Raw genomic sequence first — 24,786 nt, forward strand, 5'->3', positions numbered from 1 at the left:
GAACGGCAGGCAGCGGCGCGCCCCGGCATCGACGGCCGGCCATTGCCGTGCAGGCGGCGTCCGCGAGCGTTCCGCTGTCGTTTCAGCGAGTGTTTCGCGCCTTGCCCGGGCGTCGCGTGGCGGCTTTGATGCGAAGCCATGCCTACCCTCTCCTCCCTCAGCCGCCACGATCCGTGGATCGCGACGCTGATCGCCGCCGGCATCGCGCTCGCCGTCGCCTTCATCGTCTTCAAGCTCGGCGATGCCGTGATCCGGCGCGCCGTCGCGCGCTCGCCGGTCGCGCAGTCGGTCGCGCGCAGCGCGCGTCATCCCGCCGCCTGGGCGCTGCCGGTCGCGGCGCTCGAATTCGTCTTCCACGCGGCGCCCGACAGCCTCGACGGCATCGAGACCGTGCGTCACGCGAGCAGCGTGCTGCTCATCGGCGCCGTCACCTGGCTGCTCGTGCGCTGCGTGCGCGGCTTCGCGGCGGGCGTCATCGGCGCCCATCCCTCGGACGTGGCCGACAACCTCAACCTGCGCCGCCTCGCCACGCAGACCCGCGTGCTCGCGCGCACCGCCATGTTCGCGATCGGCCTGATCGGCACCGCGCTCATCTGCATGACCTTCCCGAGCGTGCGCCAGATTGGCGCCAGCCTGCTCGCCTCGGCCGGCGTGGCCGGCCTCATCGCCGGTATCGCGGCCCGGCCGGTACTCGGCAACCTCATCGCCGGCCTGCAGATCGGCCTGGCCCAGCCGATCCGGCTCGACGACGTGGTGATCGTCGAGGGCGAATGGGGCTGGATCGAGGAGATCACCGGCACCTACGTGGTCGTGCGCCTGTGGGACCAGCGCCGGCTCGTCGTGCCGCTGCAATGGTGGATCGAGCATCCGTTCCAGAACTGGACCCGCAACAGCTCGGAGCTGATCGGCACCGTCTTCCTGTGGGTGGACTACCGCATGCCGCTCGACCCGCTGCGCGCCGAACTCAAGGCCGCCTGCGAGGCCTCGCCCGACTGGGACGGCCGCGTCGCGCTGCTGCAGGTGACGGAAGCCGGCGACCGCGCAATGCAGCTGCGCTGCCTGGTCAGCGCCGCCAGCTCGCCGCGCGCCTGGGATCTGCGCTGCCATGTGCGCGAGCGCCTGCTGGTCTTCATGCAGCGCGACTGGCCGCAGTATCTGCCGCGCCTGCGCGCCGAAATGAACATGCCCGAACGCGACGGCCTCGCGGCCCCGTCGCCCGCCGCGCCCGCGCGCGGCATCACCGGCACGGAGATGGAGGCACCGCAGCGTGTGCCTGCTCATGCACCAGAAGTAAGAGCCGACCGGCTCGCGCCGTCGGCTCCTTCGTGAGATCTGCAAGCGCCGTCACGCCGCGGGAAAGTTCAGCAGGCTGAAAGCGCTTGCATCGCGGAAGCCGAGGCGCGCCGGCGACGGCGCGGCCAGTCGCGGCGTGGCCTTGCGTTGCCTGACCGAGGCCCGGACTTCGCGGCCGCGCCCCGTGTCGCCGGTGCGGTCAGCTGCGTCGCGCGACGATCGCCCGGATGAGCGAGAGCACTTCGGACTGGTCGTTCACGAACCAGCGCGCCTCGCTGTCGGCCGTGGCGCCGACGCGGATCGTCATCCAGTTGGGCGGCGCGTCGGCGAAGGCGTATTCATCGGTGATGTCGTCGCCGATGAACAGCGCATGCGAGCAGCCGGTATGGCTCAGCACCGCTTCGAGCGCGTCATGCTTGGTGAGCGAATGCTCGGGCAGCAGGTTGACGACGTAATGCCCCTCGATGAGGCAGGGCGTGGGCCAGAGCCGGTCGATGAGCTGGTCGATGCATTCGCGCGCGGCGATCTGGTCGGGCGCGCGGCGGTAATGCAGCGAGATGCCGATGCCCTTGAACTCGATCTCGACACCGGGGCAGTGCACGCCCACGTCCATGCCGATCTCGAGCTGGTTACGCCATTCCTCGCAGATCGCGCCGAACTCGGCCACGCCGGGCAGCGCGCCGAAGGGCAGCGGCAGCCCTTCGTTGCCATGGTTGCCGACCGCGTAGCGCACCGTGCCGGGCAGGCGCGAGCGCAAGTCGCTCACCGAGCGGCCCGAGATGACGGCCACCGGCGCGCGCGAACTGAGCGCCACCAGCGCCGCCTGCATGTCGGGCGTCATCGCGGCATCTGCCACGCGCGAGGTGATGGGCGCGAGCGTGCCGTCGAAGTCGAACGCGAACAGCGTGCGTGACGAAGCCAGTGCATCGAGTGCCGCATTCCCCGCTTCGGAGAACAGGTAGTCCATGCGCAGGCCCGGCGTGTAGAAAGGGTCACCCCACATTAGTAGCGCTCCGAGGAGGAAGAGAGCCTGTCGATTCGATCGCGCGTTTTAGCGCTGTTTCTTTCCCGCGAGGCATCGAGAAGCATGCGGCCTGCCCAGCGGTAGATGTTGAAGTCTTCGACGATGCCGCGCAGCGACCGCATGCGCTCACCCTGTTCCGCCGGGTGCATCGTGGCTGCCTGGTAAAGCACATCGGCGGTCTGATCGACATGGTACGGATTGACGATCAGCGCTTCGGTCAGCTCGCCGGCAGCCCCGGCAAACTGGCTGAGGATGAGCACGCCCTGCTCGTCATCCCGCGCCGCGATGAATTCCTTCGATACAAGATTCATGCCGTCATGCAGGCTGGTGACGAGGCAGATGTCGCAGGCACGGAAGTGGGCGAACACCGATTCGCTGCCGTGCTGCTCGACCAGCAGTCTGATGGCTTCGGGCCGGCCCGGCGCGGCAAAGCGCTCGTTGATGCGCGCCGCCTGCTCGCGCACGCGCTGCTCGAAATTGCGGTAGTCGTCGAGCACCGAGCGCGTCGGCGCGGCGATCTGCACCAGCGTGAATCGGCCGACCATCTCGGGATGCTTGGCGAGCATCGCTTCCACGGCATGGAAGCGCTCGACGATGCCCTTGGTGTAGTCGAGCCGATCGACGCCAAGCGCGAAGCGGTGCTCCGGCCCGAACCCGTAACTGGCGCGCAACCGCTCCCGCGCCATGACGGCGGCCTGGCGCTGCTCGGGCGACAGCGCCTCCCAGTGGATGGAGATCGGGTAGTCCTGCACCTTGGTGCGCCGGCCGTGGAAGGTGACGACCGAGTCTTCGCGCGTGATGCGGGCTTCAAGGAATCGGTCCACGGCTTGGAGGAAGTTCTGGCAGTGATACGGCGTGTGGAATCCGAGGATCGTGCTGCCCAGAAGACCTTCGAGTATCTCGGTGCGCCAGGGGCAGATGCCGAAGGATTCGGGGTTCGGCCAGGGAATGTGCCAGAAGGTGATGATGGTCGCCTGAGGAAGTCGTTCACGAATCAGCCGGGGCAGGAGCGCGAAGTGGTAGTCCTGTACGAGTACCACCGGGTCGCGCGTGCGGGCTTCCGCTACGACGGCATCGGCAAAGCGCTTGTTCACCGCCAGGTATTGCTCCCAGTCGGCCTCGCGGAAGATGGGGCGCACATGCGCGATGTGGCACAGCGGCCAGAGCCCTTCGTTGGCGAATCCAAAGTAGTAGCCGCGCTCTTCCTCCTCGCTCAGCCACAGTCGGCGCAGCGTGTACGACGGGTTGTCGGGCGGCACGGCCACATGGCCCTGCTTGTCGGTCACGTCGGCGTCGGCGCTGCCGCTGCCGTGCGCGATCCAGGTGCCGGAGCAGGCGCGCATCACAGGCTCGACGGCAGTGACGAGGCCGCTCGCGGGACGCTTCACCACGATGCGGCCGTCGTCGTTGCGGCTGTGGATGTAGGGCTCGCGGTTCGACACGACGATGACCTGGTCGCCGTACAGGTGCTCGCGCAGCAGCAGGCGCAGGGTCTCGGGGCGCCATTCGATCGTGGTGTCGTGGAGGATGCGGCGCTCCTCGTTCACCTGGCGCAGCAGCTGGCGCATGTCGGACACGAGCGGCGCGATGTCGGGATCGGTACGTTCGAAGGGCCGAACCAGCCCCTCGCCGCGCAGGAAGGCGCGCGCGCCCTCGACCCAGCCGCGCCAGCTCAGGTGGGCGACGAGCACGGTGATGAGCGCGACGATCGCGCCCATACCGGCCACCAGCATCACCACGTAGCGGCGGGTTTCCTCGCTGCGGCGCAGCACATAGCTCGTGTCATGCACCAGCACCAGCGCGCCGAGCGTCTCGCCGTCGCTCATGACCGGGCGTTGCACCACGTGCAACGCCTCGATCGAGCCGGGTCGCGCGTCGGCGAGCTGGGCGGGGTCGGCATGGCGGGTGGTGCAGTCGAAACCGGCGGGAAACTGCCGGGTACGCACCAGCAGCCGACCCTCGGCATCGCAGTAGGCGAGCGCATACAGGCGTTCGTCATGCGTGGCGCGTTCGAGCGCGCGCGAGATGCGGCCGATCGCGCCATCTCGCGCCGCGTCGCCGATCTGCTCGTCGAGCGCGCCGGCGATGAGCTGGGTGCGCGCCTCGATGTCGCGGATGGCCCAGCCGAACATGAGCCGATCGACGAGTGGCACGACCGCATAGGCGAACAGCCCGAGCGCGACCGCCAGCGGCACGATGAAGCGCAGCGAAAGACGGAAGGTGCGCAGGAAGGAGACATTGCGGCTGCGGCGCGCCGCCGGCGAGGAGGGCATGGTGTGGAGTCGTGCGGACATGCGGCGAGCCTGCCGACCGATGCGCCGTCGCGCTGTAGGACGCAATTACCGCCGGCTGACAGCCGATCGTCCGCCGACACCCCCGCCACGCCGGCCAAAGACGGCCGTCACGATTGGCTACACTGCCGCGAAACTGCCACGGCCCGCCGCCGACGGCGCGGTTCCGGCCCTGTCCGCCCCGCCCTCGTCGCTGCCGCGCCCGCGTGCCCCGCCCGGCGCGCCGGCCCCGATTCCACGCGCACCGCGCGATCCGCCACCGACCATGAGCAAGCAAGACGCCGCATCCAAGGCCGAAGGCCACGTCACCAACTTCCTGCGCAACATCATCGACGCCGACCTCGGCGCCAACCGATTCGCGCAGCGCCGCTGGGCCGGCACGCCGGGCGACGGCATGCACCACGCCCAGGCGCCGATCGACACCCAGCGCATCCGCACCCGCTTCCCGCCGGAGCCGAACGGCTATCTGCACGTCGGCCACGCCAAGAGCATCTGCCTCAACTTCGGCCTCGCGCGCGACTACGCCGGCCAGTGCCACATGCGCTTCGACGACACCAACCCGGTCAAGGAAGACCAGGAGTACGTCGACACCATCCTCGACACCGTGCACTGGATGGGCTTCGGCTATCACGAGGAAGGCCCGGCCGGCGTTCACGACAACCAGTTCTACGCCAGCGACTACTTCGACGACCTCTACCGCTTTGCCGAGTACCTGATCGTCACCGGCCACGCCTATGTCGATCAGCAGAGCGCCGAGGAGATGCGCGCCAACCGCGGCACCCTCACCGAGCCGGGCAAGCCCAGCCCCTGGCGCGACCGCCCGGCCGACGAATCGCTCGCGCTCTTCCGCGAGATGCGCGACGGCAAGCATGCCGAGGGCAGCATGATCCTGCGGGCCAAGATCGACATGGCCTCGCCCAACATGAATCTGCGCGACCCGGCGCTCTACCGCATCCGCTACGCCGACCATCACCGCACGGGCAGCAAGTGGTGCATCTATCCGATGTACGACTTCACGCACGCGGTGTCGGACGCACTGGAGAACATCACCCACTCCATCTGCACGCTCGAATTCCAGGACCACCGCCCGCTCTACGACTGGAGCGTCGAGCGCATCGTGCCGGTGCTGCGCGAGCCGCAATGGCTGGCCGGACTGGAACTGGTGAAGGGCATTACGGCCGCCGGCACCGAGGCGCAGAAGGAGTTCGCGAAACGCTGCTTCAAGCTGCGCTACAAGCTCGCGCCGCACGGTCCCGAGGCCGAACTGCGTGCGCTGCTCGACGCCTGGAAGGACGACGAGGCGCGCATCGACGCCGACCTGCCCGCCTTCTTCGCGTTGCTGACCGGCCCGCAGGCGCACCAGTTCACGCCGCTGCTCGCGCATGCGCTGGAGCCCGTGAAGGCCGACGTGTTCGCGCTGCCGCGCCAGTACGAATTCGCGCGGCTCAACCTCACCTACGTCATCACCTCCAAGCGCAAGCTGCTCCAGCTCGTGCAGGAAGGCCATGTGAGCGGCTGGGACGATCCGCGCATGCCGACCATCGTCGGCCTGCGCCGGCGCGGCTACACGCCCGAGAGCCTGCAACTCTTTGCCGAGCGCATCGGCGTGAGCAAGAGCGATGGCTGGATCGACTACAGCGTGCTCGAACAATCGCTGCGCGACGACCTCGACCCGAAGGCGCCGCGCACCGTGGCCGTGCTCGATCCCGTCAGGCTCGTGCTGACCAACTGGGATGCCGATCGCGTCGAGGACTGCACCGCGCCGGTCCATCCGCACCATCCGGAACTCGGCCAGCGCCATTTCCCGCTCACGCGCGAGCTGTGGATCGAGCGTGAGGACTTTGCCGAGGTGCCGCCCAAGGGCTTCTTCCGCCTGTTCCCGGGCAACAAGGTGCGTCTGAAATACGGCTTCATCATCGAATGCACGGGCTGCACCAAGGATGCCGACGGCAATGTAGTCGAGGTGCAGGCCACGGTCATCCCCGACACCAAGAGCGGCACGCCGGGCGCCGACAGCATCAAGGTGAAGGGCAATGTGACCTGGGTGAGCGCGGCCCATGCGGTCGCCGCCGAGGTGAGGCTGTACGACCGGCTGTTCGCCGATCCGCAGCCGGACGCGGGCGGCAAGAACTTCCTCGATGCGCTGAATCCGGCGTCGATGAAGGTCGTGACGGGCTATCTGGAGCCGGGCACGCAGGCCGAGCCGGGCCAGCGCTGGCAGGTCGAGCGCTTCGGCTACTTCATCGCCGACGCGAAGGAATCGACGCCCGCGAAGCCGGTGCTCAACCGGATCACGACGCTCAAGGATTCCTGGGGCAAGTGATGCGCGTGTGCGCTGCCGCACGGCGGCGGCGCGCGGCTCAGGCTCGCAAGTGGCAACGGCCCGGCAACATCCGGGCCGTTTTCATTTCCGTCGCCGGTGCGCCGCCATGTCCAAGCGCTTCCTCACCGCCAGCATCGTGTTTTCGACCGCCTGCGTGTGGGCTGGTCTGGCGTTGCTGGGCGGACGCATCCATCTGCCGTTCGCCGACGGCAAGGGCGGCGCGGCCGCCGACCGCGCCTTCGCGCCGAACCAGGAAAACCGGCCCGCGAGCGGTTCCCGGCCCGACCGGACCGCGCCGGGCGGCGTCGGGCGGGTGGAGGTGAGCGAGGTGGGCCCCCGCGCCGACCTGCCGCCGGCGGACGACGCAGCACAGGCCCCGGCGGGCGGCGTCTGGCGCTGCACCGATGCACGCGGGCGCACCAGCTATTCCGACCACCCCTGCGCCGACGGCCGCGCCCGCCCGGTCGATACCCGGGATGCCCTGCGCGGCTGGGACGGCCAGCGCAATCTCGCCGATGCCAGTCGCCGTGACGCGATCCGGCAGCCGGCGGCGCCCGTCGTGCAGATGCCGGCAATCGCCACGGGCGGCGGCACGACCGGCGACAGCACCGGCTCCTGCGCCATGCTCGGTCAGGAGATCGCCCGGCTCAACGCGCTCGCGCGCCAACCGCTCGCCGGCTGGCAGCAGGACCGCATCCGCGAGGAATTGCGCGCGCTGAACGACGAACGCGGCCGGCTCGGCTGCCGCACCCTCGACTGAGAGCGACGGCACAGCGCGCAGTCCTTCGACCACAGACCATCGACAGCCGGCCCCGGCGTGCGGCGCGGCCAGCCTCAGTGCACCAGCGCCGTCACCGCTGGCAGCGGACCGTCGGCCTGCAGGTCGCCGATCTGGCCGAGGATGCTGCGCGCGACGATCTCCGAACCCTCGACCGTGAGGTGGCCGTAGTCGAACTGCATCGGCACGCCCTCGCGCGCATAGGCGCGACAGTCGCCGTCCTTGCACAGCATGTCGACCAGCGACACGTAGTGCAGCTTGCCGCCCGCGAACTGGCGTTTCATCTCGGCATCGAGCCGGAAGATCTCGCTCACCAGACCGCGCCGCACCGCCGTCGGGTCTTCCGCCTGCATCGCGTGGACGATGATGCGCGGCAGCGCCGTCGCGTACTGCGGGATCGGGCCGACCAGCACCACGCGGTCGGCCGAATCCTCGACGGCCGCGAGCGTCTGGCGCAGCGCCGGCAGGTCGGCGCGGGTCCAGCGGCCGGCCACCACCAGCGTGCTCACGCGATGCGTCGGCAGCCATTCGCCGAGCACGTTGCGGAAGAAGCCGCGGCAAGGCGCCTCGCCCTTGGCCTCGGGATTGATCGTCGGCCGGCAGCCGGTGGCCGTGGCCTGGAGCACGTCCATGCCATGCGCCTCGGCATGCATGCCGGGCCACAGATGCGCGCCATGGCTGTCGCCGACGATGAGCAGCGCCGGCCTGTCGCCGCTCCTGGCCAGGCACTTGGCGGCGTCGAAGGGATCGTCCGGCTGCACCACGAAGCATTCACCGCCGCGATAGGCGCGGTCGCCCTCGTAGCCCTCGTAGCCGGCGATCGTCAGCTCCTCGGGCGTGAAGCGCGCCGGCAGGCCGTGGCTCACGATGCCGAGCACGCCCGTCAGCACGAAGCCCGCCGTCACCAGCCCGCCCGCCCGCAGTACGCGCGGCGTCGTGAAGCGCTTCGCGTTCACGCGGAAGGGCTGCTCGACGAAACGCCACGACAGCCAGGCCAGCAGCATCGATACCGCCACCAGACCGCACTTGACTGCGAGGGTCTGCTCCAGGAACAGCGCCGACTGGCTGTAGACGATGACCGGCCAGTGCCACAGGTAGAGCGAGAACGAGATCAGTCCGATGAACACCAGCGGCCGCAGCGACAGCAACCGCCCGACCATGCACGGCCCGTAACCCGTCGCCGCGATGATGGCCGCCGCGCCGAGCACCGGCGGCAGCGCGCCCAGCCCCGGAAAAGGCGTGGCCTGGCTGTAGAACTTGACGGTCCACAGGATGGCCAGCAGCCCGGCGATCGACACCACCTCGCGCAGCGCGCGGTTCCGGAGTACCGGCATCGGCAGCAGCGCCACCAGCGCGCCGGCGAGCAGCTCCCAGGCGCGCGACGGGATCAGATAGAAGGCGGCGCTCGCATCGCGCGGCAGCATCACCAGTGCCGCGATGAAGGACGCGATGCCGATGCCCAGCGTCATGCCCACCGCGCCGCCGCGCTTCTTGCCGAACCCCCACAGCAGCAGCGGCCAGACGAGATAGAACTGCTCCTCGACCGCGAGCGACCAGGTATGCAGCAGCGGCATGCCATGTGCCTCGGGACCGAAATAGCCCGATTCGGTATAGAAAAGAATGTTCGACGCGAATGACCAGGTCGAAACCACCGATCTGGCGAAACTCACCAATTCGAGGGGCAATCCGCTCAGGGTGGCGACGATCGCGCTCACGGCCACCATCACGAACAGCGCCGGGAAAATGCGCAATATGCGCCGGCGATAGAACTCGGCAATCGAGAAGCGGCCATCCACTACTTCGCGCGCGATGATTCCGGTAATCAGGAAGCCCGAAATCACGAAGAAGACATCGACGCCGACAAACCCGCCGTAGAAGCCCGGAAATCCGGCGTGGAACAGCAGGACGGGCAGGATCGCGAGCGATCGCAGACCGTCGACTTCCGGGCGATAGGCGTGGGCGTGGACTTGGCTCATGCGGGGCGGGGAGAAGGTTGTTCTGGTCATGAACCACGCGCCGGCGCAATTGCCGCAAGCCGATCGGCAGGATTGCCGGAGCAATTGCCGCGAATATTGGCCGGCGGATTGCGCGGCGAATTGCCGGAGAATCGGCGGGAAGCGCATTGCGCGATCCGCCGGAACGCGCGGAATTCGGGATGACGCAATCGTGTCGGTGCCGCGACTTTCAGGACGGATCGGAATTGCAGCCGGAAAACCGGCGGCGCGAAGGCCGGTCGAGGATAGCCGCCGGGCTCGCCGGCTCGAATGACGGAATTCGCCGTCGCCGGCCGTTTTTCACGAATCGGCGCGCGCCGGCCAAAACGCACCGCGCGCGGCTGCTGCCATGCCGCTGTCAGCAGGGGGTCCGCATCGTGGCGGCTCATCCACTTCAGCCCCGGAGGGCAACATGAGCAACGTCATCCACTGGTTCGAGATTCCCTGCGCCGACCTCGACCGCGCCAGCGCCTTCTACGAAGGCGTGTTCGGCGTGACGCTCCGGCGCGAGCCGATGGGCGCGGTCGAGATGGCCGTGTTCCCCTACGGCGACGGCGTGGGCGGCGCGCTGGTGCAAGGGCCGCAGTTCCAGCCGTCGGCCCACGGCGTGCTGCCCTACCTCGGCGTGAGCGACGTGGCAGCAGCGCTGGCACGCGCGACCGAGCGCGGCGCGGCCGTGCTCATGCCCCTGACCACGCTGCCTGACGGTATCGGCGACATCGCGGTGTTCCGCGACAGCGAGGGCAATTCGATCGGCATCCATGCGGAAGCCGCGGCGGGCTGAAGGCGCATCCTTCGGCTCCCTCCCTTCATCCCCGTTCCGTCATGCGCCGCGCCGACCGCCTGTTCCGCATCGTCCAGACCCTGCGCGGCCGCCGGCTGACGACCGCCGCGCAACTGGCCGAGACGCTCGGCATCTCGGTACGCACCGTCTATCGCGATGTGCGCGACCTGTCGCTGTCGGGCGTGCCGATCGAGGGCGAGGCGGGCGTCGGCTACCGGCTGCGCGCCGGTTTCGACGTACCGCCGCTGATGTTCGACGCCGCCGAGTTGGAAGCCCTCGCCCTCGGCGCGCGCATGGTCGGCGCCTGGGCCGGCCACGGCATCGCCGACGCCGCACGACGCGCGCTGGAGAAGATCGCCGCCGCCGTGCCGGCCGAGCGCCGGCCGGTGCTGGAGCTGCGCACACTCGGCGCGCCCGACTACTTCATCGACCGCGCCTGGCGCGAGCGCTTCGACCTGTGCAAGCAGGCGGTGGACGGGCGCCGCGTGCTCGTCTTCGGCTACCGCGACCGCCAGGGCGCGCCCAGCCGGCGCGAAGTGTGGCCGCTCGGCCTGCATTTCTGGGGCAGCGAGGAGGCGACGCCGCGCTGGACCCTCGCCGCCTGGTGCGAGCTGCGCGGCGGCTTCCGCACCTTCCGCATCGACGCGCTCGACGAACCGCAACTGACCGAGCGCCGCTTTCCCGACGCCGACGGCCGTCGGCTGCGCGACTACCTGCGCGCGGTCAGCGCCCGGGACTGACACCGTGCGGCGCTCCGGGCCGGCGCGGCCAGCGCAGCTGCTCGCGCGGCTCGCCGTCCGGCCGGCCTCCGTCAACCCATGCGACCGGCATCGTGCTTGACTTGGAGCGCACTCCAACCCTCAGCCTCCCCGCCATGACGAAGCCCCGCCGCATTTCCGATGTCGCCGCCGCCAGCGGTCTCAGCGCCCACACGCTGCGCTGGTACGAGCGCATCGGACTGATCGACCCGGTCGCGCAGACCGGCGGCGCACGCCGCTACGGCGACGGCGATCTGGTCTGGATCGCCTTCCTGCAACGGCTGCGCGCCACCGGCATGCCGATCCGCGAGATGCAGCGCTACGCGGAGCTTCGTCGCCAGGGCGATGCCACGCTCGCCGAACGCCACGCCCTGCTTGCCGACCATCTCGGCCGCATGCGCGCGGCGCGCGAGAGCCTGGATCGCAGCATCGACGCCATCGAGGAGAAGCTCCATGTCTATCGCCAGCAGCTCGACCGCCGCTGAACATCCGCCGGCCGACACGGTCCGGTCCCCTTACGCCGACGCCGGAACGAATGCCGATGCCGACATCACTGCCGGCCCCGGCACCGACCGCCGCGCGCGCGGCCTGCGCACGCTCGACGCCGTGACCGCCAACGCCGGCACCACGGTGGTTGCCGGCCTGCGCGATCTCGCGCCCGACCTCGCCGACTTCATCGTCGATTTCGCCTACGGCGACGTGATCGCACGGCCCGGCCTCGACCTGCGCACGCGCCAGCTCGCCACCGTGGCGACGCTGGCGGCGCTGGGTCATGCCCAGCCGCAACTCGCGGTCCACATCCAGGGCGCGCTCAACGTGGGCGCGACGCGGGCCGAGATCATCGAAGTGCTGCTGCAGACCGCCGTGTACGCGGGCTTTCCGGCGGCGATCAACGCGATCAACACCGCGCGGCGGGCATTCGCGGAAGCGGACGGAGCGGGCTGAGCGGACGCCCCCGCACCGCGACGGCGGGCATGCCGGCCGATTGCCCGGCGTTCGGCGTTCGGCGTTCGGCGTTCGGCGTTCGGCGTTCGGCGTTCGGCAATCAGCGTGGCGTGAGCCGGTCGAGCTTCTCGATCGCGCCCTCGTCGGCGCCGAGCTGGGCATCGGCGAGTTCGTCGGCGGTCGCGTCGGAGGCGCCGACGCCGGCGGCTTCCTCGGCGTCGGCCAGGGTTTCCTCGGGCAGGTCGAGATCGACGATGGAATCGATCTCGGCATCGGGCGCGATGTCGGCGCCCGGCTCGTCCATCGGATCGCGGCCGACGGCGCCGCGTTCGCCGGTGCCGTTGCGGTCGGTGTCGGAATCGAGGTTGGAATCGCCGAGTCCGGCGCCAGCGCCGGCCACGTCGCTGCCGGAATCCGAGCTGTCGCTCGGGCCGAGCGCCTCGGTGCCATGCCCGGGCGGGAACGCCGCGACCGCGTCGGGCGAGAGGGTGAGCGTGCTGTCGGCCATGACCGTCTCCTTCATGCGTGATGAAGGATCAGCCTCGGCCCGTGCCCGGCGCGCGGTCAGTCGGCGGTTGCAGCCGGTTGCCTTGGTTGCACGCCGTCGGCCGGGCCACGCCGGCGGCGGGACAGCGGGACGCGCCCGCCTCGCGGAGTTACTGCAACTCGCCCGAAGCGCGCTTGGCGTCGGCGATGAGGCCTTCGAACACGAGATCGGGCTCGCCGCCGTCGAGACGGTGCACGCCGTACCAGGCGACGATCAGGCTGTTGACATTGCCTTCATGCGCGAGCACCGCGTCGGCATCGACGCCGGTGGCGACGCACACGGCGCGTACCGCTTCGAGGTCGAAGCTGATGGCGCCGGTCTCGGCGTCCCTGGCCAGCTTGAGGTCGGTGAAGGTCATGCCGTCGGGCACGACGACGCGGATCTTGCCGGCGGGTTGTTCCTGGGCTTGCTCGGTCATGGCGGACTCTGGTCGTGATTTGTGATGGCGGGGCATGTCGGCAAGCCGACATGCGTGGCCTGCCGGAGCAGGCAATGCAAGTGTCGAACCGGAACGCTCAGGCCGCGTCCCATTGCTCGCTGCTGAGCGCGGCGGCGACGGCCTGGGCGCGTGCTTCGAGCAGGGCGTGGTCGAGATCGTCGGACTTGAGGCCGGGATGGCCGGCGGCAAAGTCGCCCGCGTCGATGGCGCGGGCGGCGGCCAGCGCCCGGCGGAACTTGTCGGCCTTGCCGTAGGGCTTCACGTCCTGGCCCGGATAGGCGTGGAAGTCGCAGGTGGCGATGACGAGCAGGCGCTCGAAGCGCTCGGGCCGTGCCAGCCCGTCGAGCCGGGTGATGAGCATGGTGATCGCGCCGGCGCGCATGTCCACCGCGCGATGGATGCGGTCGCATTCGTTCACGGTCAGCAGTGCGAGGTCGCGGGTTTCGTCGTCGAGGCCGAGACGGTCGCAGATCGCGTGCACGAGCGGCGTGCCGCGCCGTTCGTGATGCAGATGGCTCGGCAGGAACTCGGGCGGCGAATCGGCCTTGCCGACCTTGTGCAGCAGCGCGGCCCAGCGCATGCACGACGGCAGCCGGCGCCGCGCGGCCTCGTCGATCATGCGCAGCTGGTGGTAGCCGATGTCCACCGTCTCGGGGTCGTCGCAGCTTTGCGGGATGCCGAACAGCGCGTCGAGTTCGGGCAGCACGCGCGTGAGCACGCCAGACTCGTGCAGGCGCTCGAACACGGCGGACGGCAGCTCGCTCATGAGCGCCTCCGACAACAGCGGGCCGACGCGCCCGGGCGCGGCATGGAGAAGTTGATCGATCATCGGAACAGCCGCGACAAAGCCGACATCGGTCGGCGGGATCGCGCCACCGATGCCAGAGCCGTGCCATCCCCGTCGATGCGCGCGGCGCCAACCTCCAGGGAGTCGCCGATGAATGCCGCCAGCCCGACCGATGTGCAGGTCGTCCACAACCCCGGCGCGAGCCGCTTCGAGGCCACGGTCGAAGGCCAGCTCTGCGTGGCCGACTACTACCTCGACGGCCAGCGCATGGTCATGAACCACACCGGCGTGCCGCGCGCGCTCGAAGGCCGGGGCATCGCCGCCAGGCTCGTGGCCGCCGCCTTCGCTCACGCCGCGCGCGAGGGGCTGACGATCGTGCCGCAATGCAGCTACGTGGCGGTATGGGCGCGCCGCCATCCCGAGCAGGCGGCGGGCGTGGTGGCGGGCGGCTGACGCAGGCGGCGGGGATTGGCGGGCGCCTGACGGCAGACGGCGCGCGCGGCGGCAGGCGCCCGACGCGCGCGCCGGAAACGACAACGCCCGGCATGCACCGGGCGTTGCGAAGCGCTGGCCGCGAGGTCGGCGGGCGATGCCGCCGGCCTGCTACTTGCCCTCGACCGACTTCTTGAGCGCGTCGAGCCCGCTCTTGTAGATGCCGGTCACGGCCTTGATCGCGGCCTCGTCGTTCTGCTCGGGCGGCGGATCGTTGTTGAGGAAGGCGCGGTAGAAGGCGCCGCGCCATTCGACCGTGCTGGTCGCGCCGCTGCCGCTCACGCTGATGGTCGAGGTGTAGTTGTTGACCGGCACCGGCCCCGGATCCTTCATGCGGTAGCCGTACTTGTGGTCGGCGTCGGAATAGCTTTCGAGCGTCTCGACGATGGTGCCGCCGCCCTTGAGCGCGATCGTGCGCACCGAGCCGACCTTGTTGCCGTCGGTGGCGGTGGTGCCTTCGACCGCCGGATGCCAGCCCAGATCGCCGAATTCCTTGATGCGCTTCCACACCGCATCGGCCGGCGCGTCGATGGTGATGGTCTCGACGACCTTCTGGCGGGTCGGTCCGTGGGCGTGGGCGGCGCCGGCGATGCAGATGCCGGCGAGCGCGAGCGCGGCGCTGAATGAAACGCGCATGGGTGATGTCTCCTCGTTTTCCCTTGGGGCTCACGGCCCGGGAGGCCGGGCCGCGAATCAATGTGCCACAGGCTTCGCATGCGGCAACGCAGCGAAAGGCGGCTGGTGAAGATTGCCCGCGCATCGATTGCGGCGGGCTGTCGGCGCCGGTGACGACGCTTTGCCGGGGCACGGGAGTGGCCGTACCGCCGGCATGGTCGCCGGCGCGCCTCGTCACGGCCGGCAACGGCCTCAGCGCCCGGTGAGCATCCGGCCGAAGCCGCGCGGATTGCGGCCGAGGGCAACGCTGGCGAGGCGCCTGCCGCTCGCCGGATCAAGCAGCACGGCCTCGTCGTTCATCCAGCTCACCACCAGCAACCGGTCGCCGGCCAGCGCGATGCCCTCGGGATAGTCGGCCGCGCCGACGAAGGTGGCGACCACGCGCGGGGTGAAGCGCACACCGGCCGGGCCTGGCTGGCCGGTCTCGCCGGCCGGGACGGTCGCATTCGCCAAGCTGCTCGCACTGGCCGAGCCGGTCACACCGGGCTGTCCGGTCCGGTCCGGCGCGCCGGACCCGCCCTGCCCGCCCGCCTCCTCCGCCAGCGCGAGCCGCGACACCGATTCCTCGTGCTGGTTCGTCACCCAGGCGCGGCGGCCGTCAGCCGAGAACGCCACGCCATAGGGCGCGAGGCCGACCGGAAGCGTTGCCGTCACGCGACGGGCCGCCACGTCCACCACGCTCACGTCATTGCTGACCACGTTGAGCGCGAGCAGCTCGCGTCCGCCCGGCGCCAGCTCGATCGCGAACGGATGCTCGCCCACGCGGATGCGTGCGCGCGGCGCGAGCGTCGCGGCGTCGAGCATGGCGATGCAATCGTCATCGCGCTCGGCCACGTACACGGTGGCGCCATCGGCCGACACCGCGATGCCGGCCGGCGCGCGCCCGACCGGCGTGCTCACCACCACCCGGCCGGCGGCCACGTCGATCGCGTCGAGCCGGTTGCCGTACCAGGCTGCGACATACACCCGCCGCCCGTCCGGCGCCGCCGCGATGCCGACCGGCCCGTCCGGCACCGGTACCGTCGCCACGACCGCGCGCGTCGCGATGTCGATGACCGACACCGATCCGCCCTCGGCATTGGCGACGAACACCCGTCCGGCCGCCTCGCTCGCCGCCACACCGGCCGGCGCCTTGCCGACCGCCACCGTCGCCACCACGCGCGCCGCCGCCACATCCACCACGCTCACCGAATCGGAGCCCTGGTTGGTGATCCAGGCGAAGGGCGCGGCTTGCGCGGCCGGCAGCGCCGAGCCGAACAGCGCGGCCAGCAGCCAGCCGGCTCGCCGCCGGCCCGCACGATGCTGCCGACAGGTCGCGCCGGATGGTCCGGACCGCCCGACCCGCGCGCGCGGACGCAGGCAGGCAATCGGATGGGCAAGCGGACGATCAGGCAGGCAAGCCAATGGACGGCAAAGCAGACGGGCAAGCGGACGGCCGAGCCGGTTCAACAGGTAGAGGCAACTTGTCATGGGGCGGGAATGGCGCGGATCACGGCCCGCGAGCTTGCCCGCCCGCGCGCACCGCCGGTAAGCGGTGACAACCCGCGCGCCATCTGGCGACAATCGCCGGCTCACCGCACCGACTGCATTCCGAGGCCCGCCGATGTGCCAGCTCCTGGCGATGAACTGCAACGTCCCGACCGACATCGTCTTCAGCTTCACCGGCTTCGCGACGCGGTCCTGCGAGCATGCTGACGGCTTCGGCATCGCCTTCTTCGAGGGACGCGGCGTGCGCTGCTTCGTCGATGCCCAGCGCGCCGCCGACTCGCCCATCGCCGAGCTGGTCAAGCGCTACCCGATCCGCAGCACCAACGTCATCGCCCACATCCGCAAGGCCACCGTGGGCCGCGTCGCGCTGGAGAACACGCATCCGTTCATCCGCGAGCTGTGGGGGCGCTACTGGGTGTTCGCGCACAACGGCAATCTGACGGACTACCGGCCGCAACTGCACGCCGGCTTCCAGCCCGTGGGCGACACCGACAGCGAGCGCGCCTTCTGCTGGCTGATGCAGGAGTTAGCCAAGCAGCACGCCCGCGTGCCCCGGCCGCTGGAGCTGGCCGAGACGCTGGCCGAGCTGCTGCCCGCCGTCACCGCCCACGGCAACTTCAACTTCACGCTCAGCAACGGCGAGGCGCTGTGGGCGCATTGCTCCACCCATCTGCACTACATCGCGCGCCGCCATCCGTTCTCGACCGCGCGGCTGCAGGACGAGGACATGCGCATCAACTTCGCCCAGCACACGACGGCCGGCGACCGCGTGGCCGTCATCGCCACCGAGCCGCTCACGGCCGACGAGACCTGGACCGCGTTCTCGCCGGGCGAGCTGAAGGTGTTCGTGGACGGCGCGCCGCTGGTGTGACGGCACGCGGGGGCGGACGACCGGACCGCCGCGATGCCCGGCGGCGGCACAGCCCCGCGCCCATCCGCCGCCCAGCCGGCCTCAGCCGCCCAGCCGCCCCGGCGCGAAGCGGCTGTGCGACATCTGCACCCGGTCCTGCGAGGCGATCAGCCCCGCCAGCGACAGCAGCATGCAGCGCACGTCGGCGCGCCGGCGCGCATCGACATCGAACACCGGCACGGTCAGGCCGAAGCTCTGCACCAGCGCGCGGTAGTTGTCGATCGCGTTCGGATCGTCGCCAAGGCGGGGCACGCCCACGACCATCGAGCCGCGCGTGCGCGTGAGCAAGGAATGGAAGGCATCCATGTAGGCCGCCAGATCGTCGAGCGGTGCCTGCTCCTCGTGGTTGAGCAGCAGCACCAGTCCGAGCGCGCCGATCGACAGCACATCCCACATGAAGTCGAAGCGGCGCTGGCCCGGCGTGCCGTAGAGGTGGATCGCGTACTGCTCGTCGAGCTTGAGCACGCCGTAGTCCATCGCCACCGTCGTGCTGTTCTTCATGAAGCGCAGCTCGTCGGTCGGCGCCACGTCGGTACCCACCACGGGAATGTCGGACACCGCCGAGATTGCGGTGGTCTTGCCGGCGCCCGGCGGGCCGGCGAAAAGGATCTTGAGGTTCACGCGCTCCGGGTCCGCGACGACGGCCCGCGTCACAGCGCGCGCAGTCGCTTGAACAGCGACGACACCCAGCCGCGCGCCGGCGCGGCTGGCGCGGCGGCCGCCGCCTCGTCGGCCTCGCTGGCCAGGTGCACGTCGGCCCGGCGCCGGTCGGCCGCCTGCGCTGCGCCGCCGGCCACGGTGCGCGCGGACCGGTCGGAGTAAGAGTGCCCTGCCCCCGGCGCCGTGCCGACCAGCGCGCGCGCGGCGGCGCCACCCGCGACCGGCGCCTGGCCGACAGGCTCGTCATTGGCCGGCTCGCCGGGCACCGCCGCGAGCGGCTGGCGTCGGTTGATCACCTCGACCAGCCCCGCCGCCAGCCCCGCCGCGTAGATGCGGTTGATCTTCTCCATCTCGATGCCGGTGATGCTGCGCGCCAGCGCGATCGAGGTCGGATGGCGCGTCAGCAGCGCGAGCAGGCGCACGCAATCCTCGTCATGCGGCAACCGGGAGAGATTGGGCCAGTCGGTGAAGCGCACCACATCGAAGCGCGAGCTGCCCTGCACCGGCAGTCCGCCCGAGCCGAGATAGCCGATGCGCCAGCGCAGCTCGGCCAGGGGGCGCGGACGCAGCATGGGCTGGCGCGCTTCCTCTCCGTAGCTCAGCGCGATGTCCTCCGGCCGGATCGCGCAGAGCAGATCGACGTCCGCTCCCGCCACGTCGCACAGCCGGCGACGCGGATCGACAGTCATTCCCTGGCCACGGCCGCCCCTCAGCGTCAGCCGGGCGGGCTGGCCCACACGCTCGACATGGTCGAGCACGCCCAGCAACGAATCGGCGAATTCGAAAGTCGTGGCACGCGCGGGTACCGCGGCAATTCCGCGTGAAACTTCGTGATTGAGGATCATTGCTTGCCTTTCCAGTCGGCTTTCGGAATTGGACTGCCGGCGCCCACACCTCCGGGGGACGCCGCTTCCGATGGCGCGGCTCCCGGAATCTGCGCCCCGGTCACGTCTGCCCTCCTGTCGGATGCGAGGTGCCGCAAGGGACATACCCGCACGCACGCCGGCTGAAGACGGCAGACGAGATCTGTGACGTGATTAACGAATTCGAGCAGAAATCCCGCCGACGACACGATGACCCGACCCGTCACTGCCACACGGACGGCGACGACAGTCTGCATCCGGCCCGAATCCCACGACTCCGAATATGCCGCCGGTGCCCCACACTCGGTGCAGGTTTGTCGCAAAACGAACGTAATAGCGTGACGAATCTTTCATTCATCATCGGGGAAACATTGGACCGGCCACCGTATTTCATCGACTGCTTGCCGTGATTTGGCACGACCGGGATTCTTCCCGAATAACGAGAATTTGCAAGTCAATTCCACATGAATGAATCCGGCCAATTCAATCAACAATTGGCATTCGCGATCCGGAATCAGGCAGCCGCGCAACCGCGATGCAGGAAATGCCAGACGCAATTCAGCCGGACCGGATCATCCTGACAGGCGAGGCGCATCATGGTTCACAGGCCCGGTCGGCCGGTGGCATCGGCTGGTGTCATGCCACGCCACGACGGCACCTGCGCGCGACACCTAGAGGATCGCGGCCGTGATCCTGGCGGGAGCGCCTTGGCGATTCGTGGAGCCGAGCACCGATTGCCTGCGCAGGCACGCCTCCAGCCGCGCGAGTGACCTATCGTGACCACATGCGAACCCCGGTTGCACCTCGTCGAAGGCAGGTTGCCGACCACGGGAATCACCGCTGCCTTCCCGCGTCAAAGCGAGCCTCATCCCCCGCTGATTCACCTAGCCACACCACGGTTTCGTGCGGAACCTCACCTAGGACTTTTGTGGCCTTGGAGATTCCGGATCACGGAAATCGAGCCATTGACTGGATCATGGGCCAAATGGCGCAATCTCCGCACCACCCGTCACTCCGTCGGGCGAAGGTGAATAGCGATGGCATGTCCGGCAAAAGCGGCATGAATCCGGCGGTACGACCAGCGGCATCGCCGCCCGAAACATCAGCGGAAGCAGGCGTTGACACGTACCCGGGGGCGCCGCCCCGTCATGTGAATTGAGGCGCGAATGGGCACCGCACCGATTGACGAAATGCGACGGATTGCAGAGTCGTACCGACGTCGCATCGTGGCGACCACCGGGAGGTATCCGGCGTTCCGCCGGGAAGAATTGGCGAGATGAATCGCCCGCCTTGTCCATTACGACCGCGTACACGAACAGCGAGGAAACGCACATGAATGTCGTCTGCCTCAACGCGGGCTACTCGACGCCCGACGCGCCGGCCGCCGCACTGCGGACGATCGCGCGCGGCCTGGTCCAGCGCGGCCACGAGGTGACGGTGGTGGCGCTGGACGAGCCCGGGGGCGCGCCCGACGAGGCGATCGATGGCGTGCGCGTGCTGCGACTGGCACCGTCGCGGCCCACGCCGCTCACGCTCTGGCACTGGCTGGCGCGCGACGGTGCGGGCCGCCAGGACGCTGCGCTGGCGCTGCTGCTGCGGCGGCTGTTCTCGACGCGCAAGCCCGATGCCGTCTGCGTGCATGACCTCGGCCCGCTCACGGCGACCGCCTGGCGCATCTGCGCCGAGGCCGGCGTGCCGGTGGCCCAGGTGCTGCACGACTACCGCGTGATCTGCGAACGCCGCACCTTGCTGCGCCAGCCGGCCTGCGCCCTGCCCTGCGACAACTGCGTGGCGGCGCAAGGCCAGTTGCGCGCCGCCTCCGGCCGGGTCGACGCGGTCGTGGGCGTGAGCCGCGCCGTGCTGCGCGCCCACCTCGCGGCGGGGCTGTTCGCCGGCGCGCGCTACGAGGCGGTGATCGAAAGCGCGCTCGATCTGGCGCCGGCGCCGGTGCCACCGCGCCGCCGGCCGAGGTTGGAGTTCGGCTATCGCGGGCCGATCGCGCCGGGCAGCGGCGTCGAGACGCTGTGCGCGACCTTCGCCCGGCTGCATGCGGCGCATGGCGACGCGATCCGGCTGACGGTGTCGGGCACGGGCAACGCGGGCACGCATCCCTGGCATGGCAACACCGTCGGCGCCCCCCGCCAGGCGATCGGCCGGGATGGCCATCACGCCCAGGCCGAGCTTCCGGGTCACGAGACGCCGGCCGACGACGCCGCGCACGCCGCGCTGCTGCGCGCGCGCTACGGCCGCGACCACGGCATCGAGTTCACCGGGCCGATGCCGGCGCGCGACTTCCACGCCGGACTCGACCTGAGCATCGCGCCGGCCGAATGGGAAGTCCCCTGGCCGACCGCCGTGATCGAGTCGATCGGCCACGGCGTGCCGGTGGTGGCGGCGCGACGCGGCGCGCTCACCGAAGTGATCGCGCCGGGCGTGAACGGCCTGTTCTACGAACCCGACGCCGCCGACGGACTGGCCACGGTGCTCGACATGCTGATCGATGACCCGCTGCGCATCCGCGCGATGCACCGACGCTGCCGGCCGAGCATCGCGCGCCTGCTCGATGTCGAACGCATGATCGATGAGCATGAGGAGGTCATCCACGCGCTCACGCTGCCGCGCCGCGAGCATGCGCGGCGCCTGCACCCGGCGGACTGAGAAGGCCGGAAGCCCGGCATCGACGCCGGGCCGATGGCTTGAGGTCCGGCATCGACGCAGGGCCGGGGCTCAGAGCTCGGTATCGACGTCGATCTCGACCATGCCGTCACCGGTCATGCGGATCGGGAACTCGGTGAGCTTGCAGCCCTGCGGGTCGAGGCCGTTGCCGTCGCGGCCGTCGAACACCCAGCCATGCACCGTGCAGATGAGGATGCGGCCGTTGAAGTCGGAGTTGTTGACGAGCGACTGGCGGTCGTGCGGGCAGACGGCCTCGTAGGCGCGGGGCTGGCCGCCGTCGGGCCACATGACGATGACCTCGCGGCCATCGACCGCGAAGGGCACCGTCTCGCCCTCGGCGATGTAGCGCTGCTTGCAAAGGGTCTGGAAGGGCATGGTTCTTCTCCGTGAGTGCGCCGCGCCGGGCGACGCAAGCCGCATGCCGTCGCAAACCCGACGCTGGCGCTCGGGCATGGCGGCCGACGCAGGTCCGGCGCCATGCCGGGGATCGGCCGGCTCGCGCGGCGTGGTCGGCAACAACCACTGCCCGGCGCCCGCCCGCCATGCCACATTCGCGCCATGGACAAGCTCATCGAGGGCGTGCTCGCCCGCCTCGCCCAGGCCGACGGCCTGCTCGTGACCGCCGGCGCCGGCATCGGTGTCGACAGCGGACTGCCCGACTTCCGCGGCGACGCGGGCTTCTGGCGCGCCTATCCGGCGCTCGCCGCCGAGGGCACGCCGTTCTGGCGCATCGCCTCGCCCGACAGCTTCCGCCAGCGCGCCGAGCGCGGCTGGGGCTTCTACGGCCACCGGCTCGCGCTCTACCGCCGCACCGAGCCGCATGCGGGTTTCGGCCTGCTGCGGGCGCTCGGCGCGCGGCTGCCGCGCGGGCTGTTCGTGTTCACGAGCAATGTCGACGGCCAGTTCCAGCGCGCGGGCTTCGACGCCGATCGCATCGTCGAATGCCACGGCTCGATCCATCACCTGCAATGCCTGCGTCCCTGCGGCGACGCGATCTGGCCGGCCGAAGGTTTCACGCCCGACACCGACGACGCGCGCTGCCTGCTCGTCAACGCGCCGCCGCGCTGCCCGCGCTGCGGCGGCGTGGCACGGCCCAACATCCTCATGTTCGGCGACGACGGCTGGATCGAGGCCCGCAGCCAGGCCCAGCACGAACGGCTGCTGCGCTGGCTCGCGGGCACGCGCCGACCGCTCGTGATCGAGCTGGGCGCGGGCACGGCGATCCCGTCGGTGCGGCGGCTGGGCGAGACGGTCGCGCGCGACGGGGTCGGGCTCATCCGCATCAACCCGCGCGAGCCGGAGGTCGATCATGCGGCCGACATCGGCCTCGCCACCGGCGCGCTCGACGCGCTGCGGCGCATCGAGGCGGCGCTCGCCGCGAGCCGGCACTGACGCCGGCCGCTCAAGCCCGGACCCGACGCCAGGTTCCACGCCGACGTCCCGGCAACCGGCCACAACCCACGAAGGAGGCAGCCCGATGAGACCCCCGCCCGACAGCATCGAGACCGCGCGCGCCACGCTGCGCCGGCCGCGGCCCGGCGACGCCGACGCCGCCTTCCGCCACTGGGCCGGTGATCCCGAGGTGTTCCGCTACCTCGGCAACCGCGCCCACGAGACCAGCGAGCAGACGCGCCAGCAGCTCGACTGGGACCAGGCGCGCTGGTTCAAGAAGACCGCCTTCGTCTGGCTGATCGTGCCGCGCGGCGAGACCGAGAACGTCGGGATGATCGAGCTGCAACCCGACGCCCATCCCAATGACCATCGCGCCCGGCTCGGCTTCGCGCTGGCCCGCGCACGCTGGGGCCAGGGCCTCATGAGCGAGGCCGCCGGCGAGGTGCTGCGCGTGGCGCTGGAGCAGTGCGGGCTGTGGCGCATCGATGCCGTCTGCGATGTCGAGAACCCCGGCTCGGCGCGCGTGATGGAGAAGATCGGCATGCAGCGCGAGGGCCGGCTCGCGCGCTACATCGTCCATCCCAACGCCGGCCGCGCGCCGCGCGACGTGCTGCTCTACGCGCGGCACCGAGACCATCCGGGCGGCTGAGGAAGGCAGCCGGACAGCCGCTTGGCGACAGGCCGGAAACCCGCATCAGCCCTCGCCGTAACTCAGGCGGTACATCAGGTCGAGATGCTCGCCCGCCGTGCGCGGCGCATGCCTGGCCTCGCTGCCCGGCGCGGCGAAGGCCGGCAGCCGCTCGACGCGCGCGAAGTAATCCAGGTCCATGAAGAAGGGCACCGAATACCGGTGCCGCTCGGGCGAGCGGTTGCGCACGCGGTGCGGATTGGAGTGGTAAGCGCCGTCGGTCCACACCGGCATCATGTCGCCGACGTTGACGACGAAGGCGCCCGGCAGCGGCTCGGCATAGAGCCACTCGCCGCTCGCGGCCTGCACCTCCAGGCCGCCGGTGTCGTCCTGCACCAGCAGGGTGATCGCGCCCCAGTCGGTGTGGGCGCCGCAGCCGATCCGGTTGCCGACTACCGCGCCGGGCTGGGGCGGGTAATGGATCATCCGCAGCGTCGCCATCGGCTCGCGCAGCATCGGCTCGAAATGGTCTTCGGGCAGGCCGGCGACGGTCGCGAAGATGGCCATGAGCATGCGCGAGATCTCCGCCGCCTCGGCAAAGTAGCCCTCGCAGAAGGCGCGGAAGCCCGGCAGCGCCGCCTCGTCCGGCCACTGGTTGGCGCCGTAGTTGGCGAGGCCCGCGAGCACATAGGGATGGTCGGGCGGATTGCCACGGCCGATGAGCATCGACTCCTTGAGGTCAGGCGGCGCGTCGAAGTCGAGCGATTGCAGGCCCATCGGCTCGTAGCCGCGCCGGTTGGCGGCGACATGCAGCGCCTGCTTGGCTTCGAGCGGCAGCACGAAGAAGCGCTCGGCCTCGCGCAGGATGCCTGCCATGCGCGCCGGCGCCATGCCGTGCCCGGTCAGGTAGAAGAAGCCGATCTCGCGGCAGATGCGATCGAACTCGCGCGCGACGCCGGGCTTGTCGCTGCCGTCGCGCCAGCGCGCGATGTCGAGCACCGGCGCGAGCGCGCGAACGGGCGGGACGTACTGGACCATC

General features: G+C 70.3%; 24 protein-coding genes and 2 pseudogenes. 13 read left to right on the plus strand and 13 right to left on the minus strand.

All coding sequences use genetic code 11. The annotated features are described in order from the left end of the window. Window positions 1-138 precede the first annotated feature (138 nt). Window positions 139-1,329: a mechanosensitive ion channel family protein gene (locus tag H566_RS26815; RefSeq protein WP_084545353.1), complete on the plus strand. Its 1,191-nt coding sequence runs from the start codon at window positions 139-141 to the stop codon at window positions 1,327-1,329. A gap of 163 nt (window positions 1,330-1,492) precedes the next feature. Here H566_RS26815 and otsB read toward each other — a convergent pair whose 3' ends face one another. Both otsB and H566_RS0120995 read right to left on the minus strand, forming a co-directional pair. Beyond that, window positions 1,493-2,296, minus strand: coding sequence for a trehalose-phosphatase (gene otsB, locus H566_RS0120990; RefSeq protein ID WP_051379088.1), 804 nt, complete (start codon window positions 2,294-2,296; stop codon window positions 1,493-1,495). Next, complete coding sequence (locus H566_RS0120995; RefSeq protein WP_245591420.1) at window positions 2,296-4,611, minus strand: alpha,alpha-trehalose-phosphate synthase (UDP-forming); 2,316 nt, start codon at window positions 4,609-4,611, stop codon at window positions 2,296-2,298. Before H566_RS0120995 ends, otsB begins: the two co-directional genes overlap by 1 nt. A gap of 262 nt (window positions 4,612-4,873) precedes the next feature. Between H566_RS0120995 and H566_RS30590 the strand changes: the two are divergent. The 3 genes and pseudogenes from H566_RS30590 to H566_RS0121005 form a co-directional block, all read left to right on the plus strand. After that, window positions 4,874-5,743 (plus strand): annotated as a pseudogene (locus tag H566_RS30590) (glutamate--tRNA ligase family protein); the annotation flags it as partial. Window positions 5,744-6,022: 279 nt separating this feature from the next. Continuing rightward, a pseudogene (locus tag H566_RS30595) lies at window positions 6,023-6,931 on the plus strand (glutamate--tRNA ligase family protein); the annotation flags it as partial. Window positions 6,932-7,037: 106 nt separating this feature from the next. After that, the gene (locus tag H566_RS0121005; RefSeq protein ID WP_028312983.1) at window positions 7,038-7,691 is read left to right on the plus strand and encodes a DUF4124 domain-containing protein; all 654 of its coding nucleotides are present in this window, start codon (window positions 7,038-7,040) and stop codon (window positions 7,689-7,691) included. Window positions 7,692-7,765: 74 nt separating this feature from the next. Here H566_RS0121005 and H566_RS26820 read toward each other — a convergent pair whose 3' ends face one another. Both H566_RS26820 and H566_RS29545 read right to left on the minus strand, forming a co-directional pair. Beyond that, complete coding sequence (locus tag H566_RS26820) at window positions 7,766-9,685, minus strand: acyltransferase family protein (RefSeq protein ID WP_051379090.1); 1,920 nt, start codon at window positions 9,683-9,685, stop codon at window positions 7,766-7,768. A gap of 26 nt (window positions 9,686-9,711) precedes the next feature. Then, window positions 9,712-10,092 (minus strand): hypothetical protein, encoded by a 381-nt coding sequence (locus H566_RS29545; RefSeq protein ID WP_169732564.1) that lies wholly within the window; start codon window positions 10,090-10,092, stop codon window positions 9,712-9,714. 23 nt (window positions 10,093-10,115) lie between these two features. Between H566_RS29545 and H566_RS0121015 the strand changes: the two genes are divergently transcribed. From H566_RS0121015 to H566_RS0121030, 4 genes are all read left to right on the plus strand, one after another. Then, window positions 10,116-10,487, plus strand: coding sequence for a VOC family protein (locus H566_RS0121015; RefSeq protein ID WP_028312984.1), 372 nt, complete (start codon window positions 10,116-10,118; stop codon window positions 10,485-10,487). Between the two features lie 41 nt (window positions 10,488-10,528). Then, the gene (locus H566_RS0121020; protein ID WP_028312985.1) at window positions 10,529-11,227 is read left to right on the plus strand and encodes a helix-turn-helix transcriptional regulator; all 699 of its coding nucleotides are present in this window, start codon (window positions 10,529-10,531) and stop codon (window positions 11,225-11,227) included. 134 nt (window positions 11,228-11,361) lie between these two features. Further along, window positions 11,362-11,730, plus strand: coding sequence for a MerR family transcriptional regulator (locus H566_RS0121025; RefSeq protein ID WP_028312986.1), 369 nt, complete (start codon window positions 11,362-11,364; stop codon window positions 11,728-11,730). Then, window positions 11,699-12,190 carry a carboxymuconolactone decarboxylase family protein gene (locus tag H566_RS0121030; RefSeq protein WP_084545355.1) on the plus strand — a complete coding sequence of 164 codons (492 nt, stop codon included), beginning with the start codon at window positions 11,699-11,701 and terminating at the stop codon, window positions 12,188-12,190. The genes H566_RS0121025 and H566_RS0121030 overlap by 32 nt, the downstream gene beginning before the upstream one ends. 100 nt (window positions 12,191-12,290) lie before the next feature. Here the strand turns inward: H566_RS0121030 and H566_RS27830 are convergent, their stop codons facing one another. From H566_RS27830 to H566_RS26835, 3 genes are all read right to left on the minus strand, one after another. After that, window positions 12,291-12,698, minus strand: a complete 408-nt coding sequence (locus tag H566_RS27830) for a hypothetical protein (protein ID WP_245591421.1) — start codon at window positions 12,696-12,698, stop codon at window positions 12,291-12,293. 148 nt (window positions 12,699-12,846) lie between these two features. Continuing rightward, on the minus strand, window positions 12,847-13,155 hold the full coding sequence (locus tag H566_RS26830) for a hypothetical protein (protein WP_051379092.1): 309 nt from the start codon (window positions 13,153-13,155) through the stop codon (window positions 12,847-12,849). A gap of 97 nt (window positions 13,156-13,252) precedes the next feature. Continuing rightward, window positions 13,253-14,005, minus strand: a complete 753-nt coding sequence (locus H566_RS26835; RefSeq protein ID WP_051379093.1) for a hypothetical protein — start codon at window positions 14,003-14,005, stop codon at window positions 13,253-13,255. A 108-nt stretch (window positions 14,006-14,113) separates the two neighbouring features. On the opposite strand from H566_RS26835, the gene H566_RS0121050 reads away from it, so the two are divergent. Further along, on the plus strand, window positions 14,114-14,416 hold the full coding sequence (locus H566_RS0121050) for a GNAT family N-acetyltransferase (RefSeq protein WP_028312988.1): 303 nt from the start codon (window positions 14,114-14,116) through the stop codon (window positions 14,414-14,416). Between the two features lie 150 nt (window positions 14,417-14,566). Here H566_RS0121050 and H566_RS0121055 read toward each other — a convergent pair whose 3' ends face one another. Together H566_RS0121055 and H566_RS0121060 are read right to left on the minus strand one after the other, a co-directional pair. Then, on the minus strand, window positions 14,567-15,091 hold the full coding sequence (locus tag H566_RS0121055) for an SRPBCC family protein (RefSeq protein WP_028312989.1): 525 nt from the start codon (window positions 15,089-15,091) through the stop codon (window positions 14,567-14,569). Window positions 15,092-15,322: 231 nt separating this feature from the next. Continuing rightward, complete coding sequence (locus H566_RS0121060) at window positions 15,323-16,534, minus strand: YncE family protein (protein ID WP_051379094.1); 1,212 nt, start codon at window positions 16,532-16,534, stop codon at window positions 15,323-15,325. 199 nt (window positions 16,535-16,733) lie between these two features. On the opposite strand from H566_RS0121060, the gene H566_RS0121065 reads away from it, so the two are divergent. Further along, window positions 16,734-17,489, plus strand: coding sequence for a class II glutamine amidotransferase (locus H566_RS0121065; protein ID WP_028312991.1), 756 nt, complete (start codon window positions 16,734-16,736; stop codon window positions 17,487-17,489). 81 nt (window positions 17,490-17,570) lie between these two features. Here the strand turns inward: H566_RS0121065 and H566_RS26840 are convergent, their stop codons facing one another. Together H566_RS26840 and H566_RS0121075 are read right to left on the minus strand one after the other, a co-directional pair. Further along, window positions 17,571-18,149, minus strand: coding sequence for a GTP-binding protein (locus H566_RS26840; RefSeq protein ID WP_084545380.1), 579 nt, complete (start codon window positions 18,147-18,149; stop codon window positions 17,571-17,573). Window positions 18,150-18,178: 29 nt separating this feature from the next. After that, window positions 18,179-19,033: a hypothetical protein gene (locus H566_RS0121075; protein ID WP_028312992.1), complete on the minus strand. Its 855-nt coding sequence runs from the start codon at window positions 19,031-19,033 to the stop codon at window positions 18,179-18,181. 1,350 nt (window positions 19,034-20,383) lie between these two features. Between H566_RS0121075 and H566_RS0121080 the strand changes: the two genes are divergently transcribed. Then, the gene (locus tag H566_RS0121080) at window positions 20,384-21,709 is read left to right on the plus strand and encodes a glycosyltransferase (protein ID WP_028312993.1); all 1,326 of its coding nucleotides are present in this window, start codon (window positions 20,384-20,386) and stop codon (window positions 21,707-21,709) included. Between the two features lie 69 nt (window positions 21,710-21,778). On the opposite strand, the gene H566_RS0121085 is transcribed toward H566_RS0121080, so the two are convergent. Continuing rightward, window positions 21,779-22,102, minus strand: a complete 324-nt coding sequence (locus H566_RS0121085) for a Rieske 2Fe-2S domain-containing protein (protein WP_028312994.1) — start codon at window positions 22,100-22,102, stop codon at window positions 21,779-21,781. A 183-nt stretch (window positions 22,103-22,285) separates the two neighbouring features. Between H566_RS0121085 and H566_RS0121090 the strand changes: the two genes are divergently transcribed. Both H566_RS0121090 and H566_RS0121095 read left to right on the plus strand, forming a co-directional pair. Beyond that, window positions 22,286-23,119, plus strand: coding sequence for an SIR2 family NAD-dependent protein deacylase (locus H566_RS0121090; protein WP_028312995.1), 834 nt, complete (start codon window positions 22,286-22,288; stop codon window positions 23,117-23,119). Between the two features lie 85 nt (window positions 23,120-23,204). Further along, window positions 23,205-23,768 carry a GNAT family N-acetyltransferase gene (locus H566_RS0121095; protein WP_028312996.1) on the plus strand — a complete coding sequence of 188 codons (564 nt, stop codon included), beginning with the start codon at window positions 23,205-23,207 and terminating at the stop codon, window positions 23,766-23,768. Between the two features lie 45 nt (window positions 23,769-23,813). Here the strand turns inward: H566_RS0121095 and H566_RS0121100 are convergent, their stop codons facing one another. Further along, the gene (locus H566_RS0121100) at window positions 23,814-24,785 is read right to left on the minus strand and encodes an isopenicillin N synthase family dioxygenase (RefSeq protein ID WP_028312997.1); all 972 of its coding nucleotides are present in this window, start codon (window positions 24,783-24,785) and stop codon (window positions 23,814-23,816) included. Window position 24,786 lies beyond the last annotated feature (1 nt).

Source organism: Derxia gummosa DSM 723, from assembly GCF_000482785.1.
In the GTDB taxonomy this organism is placed as follows: Bacteria; Pseudomonadota; Gammaproteobacteria; order Burkholderiales; family Burkholderiaceae_E; genus Derxia; species Derxia gummosa.

Coding starts and splice junctions, on each gene's coding strand:
- H566_RS0121025 (WP_028312986.1), top strand. CDS start 11,362: ATGACGAAGCCCCGCCGCATTTCCGATGTCGCCGCCGCCAGCGGTCTC.
- H566_RS0121055 (WP_028312989.1), bottom strand. CDS start 15,091: ATGCGCGTTTCATTCAGCGCCGCGCTCGCGCTCGCCGGCATCTGCATC.
- H566_RS0121020 (WP_028312985.1), top strand. CDS start 10,529: ATGCGCCGCGCCGACCGCCTGTTCCGCATCGTCCAGACCCTGCGCGGC.
- H566_RS0121090 (WP_028312995.1), top strand. CDS start 22,286: ATGGACAAGCTCATCGAGGGCGTGCTCGCCCGCCTCGCCCAGGCCGAC.
- H566_RS0121065 (WP_028312991.1), top strand. CDS start 16,734: ATGTGCCAGCTCCTGGCGATGAACTGCAACGTCCCGACCGACATCGTC.
- H566_RS0121095 (WP_028312996.1), top strand. CDS start 23,205: ATGAGACCCCCGCCCGACAGCATCGAGACCGCGCGCGCCACGCTGCGC.
- H566_RS26815 (WP_084545353.1), top strand. CDS start 139: ATGCCTACCCTCTCCTCCCTCAGCCGCCACGATCCGTGGATCGCGACG.
- H566_RS0121080 (WP_028312993.1), top strand. CDS start 20,384: ATGAATGTCGTCTGCCTCAACGCGGGCTACTCGACGCCCGACGCGCCG.
- H566_RS0121100 (WP_028312997.1), bottom strand. CDS start 24,785: ATGGTCCAGTACGTCCCGCCCGTTCGCGCGCTCGCGCCGGTGCTCGAC.
- otsB (WP_051379088.1), bottom strand. CDS start 2,296: ATGTGGGGTGACCCTTTCTACACGCCGGGCCTGCGCATGGACTACCTG.
- H566_RS0121015 (WP_028312984.1), top strand. CDS start 10,116: ATGAGCAACGTCATCCACTGGTTCGAGATTCCCTGCGCCGACCTCGAC.
- H566_RS0121050 (WP_028312988.1), top strand. CDS start 14,114: ATGAATGCCGCCAGCCCGACCGATGTGCAGGTCGTCCACAACCCCGGC.
- H566_RS0121075 (WP_028312992.1), bottom strand. CDS start 19,033: ATGATCCTCAATCACGAAGTTTCACGCGGAATTGCCGCGGTACCCGCG.
- H566_RS0121030 (WP_084545355.1), top strand. CDS start 11,699: ATGTCTATCGCCAGCAGCTCGACCGCCGCTGAACATCCGCCGGCCGAC.
- H566_RS0121085 (WP_028312994.1), bottom strand. CDS start 22,102: ATGCCCTTCCAGACCCTTTGCAAGCAGCGCTACATCGCCGAGGGCGAG.
- H566_RS26820 (WP_051379090.1), bottom strand. CDS start 9,685: ATGAGCCAAGTCCACGCCCACGCCTATCGCCCGGAAGTCGACGGTCTG.
- H566_RS0121005 (WP_028312983.1), top strand. CDS start 7,038: ATGTCCAAGCGCTTCCTCACCGCCAGCATCGTGTTTTCGACCGCCTGC.
- H566_RS26830 (WP_051379092.1), bottom strand. CDS start 13,155: ATGACCGAGCAAGCCCAGGAACAACCCGCCGGCAAGATCCGCGTCGTC.
- H566_RS26835 (WP_051379093.1), bottom strand. CDS start 14,005: ATGATCGATCAACTTCTCCATGCCGCGCCCGGGCGCGTCGGCCCGCTG.
- H566_RS0120995 (WP_245591420.1), bottom strand. CDS start 4,611: ATGTCCGCACGACTCCACACCATGCCCTCCTCGCCGGCGGCGCGCCGC.
- H566_RS29545 (WP_169732564.1), bottom strand. CDS start 10,092: ATGAGCCGCCACGATGCGGACCCCCTGCTGACAGCGGCATGGCAGCAG.
- H566_RS27830 (WP_245591421.1), bottom strand. CDS start 12,698: ATGGCCGACAGCACGCTCACCCTCTCGCCCGACGCGGTCGCGGCGTTC.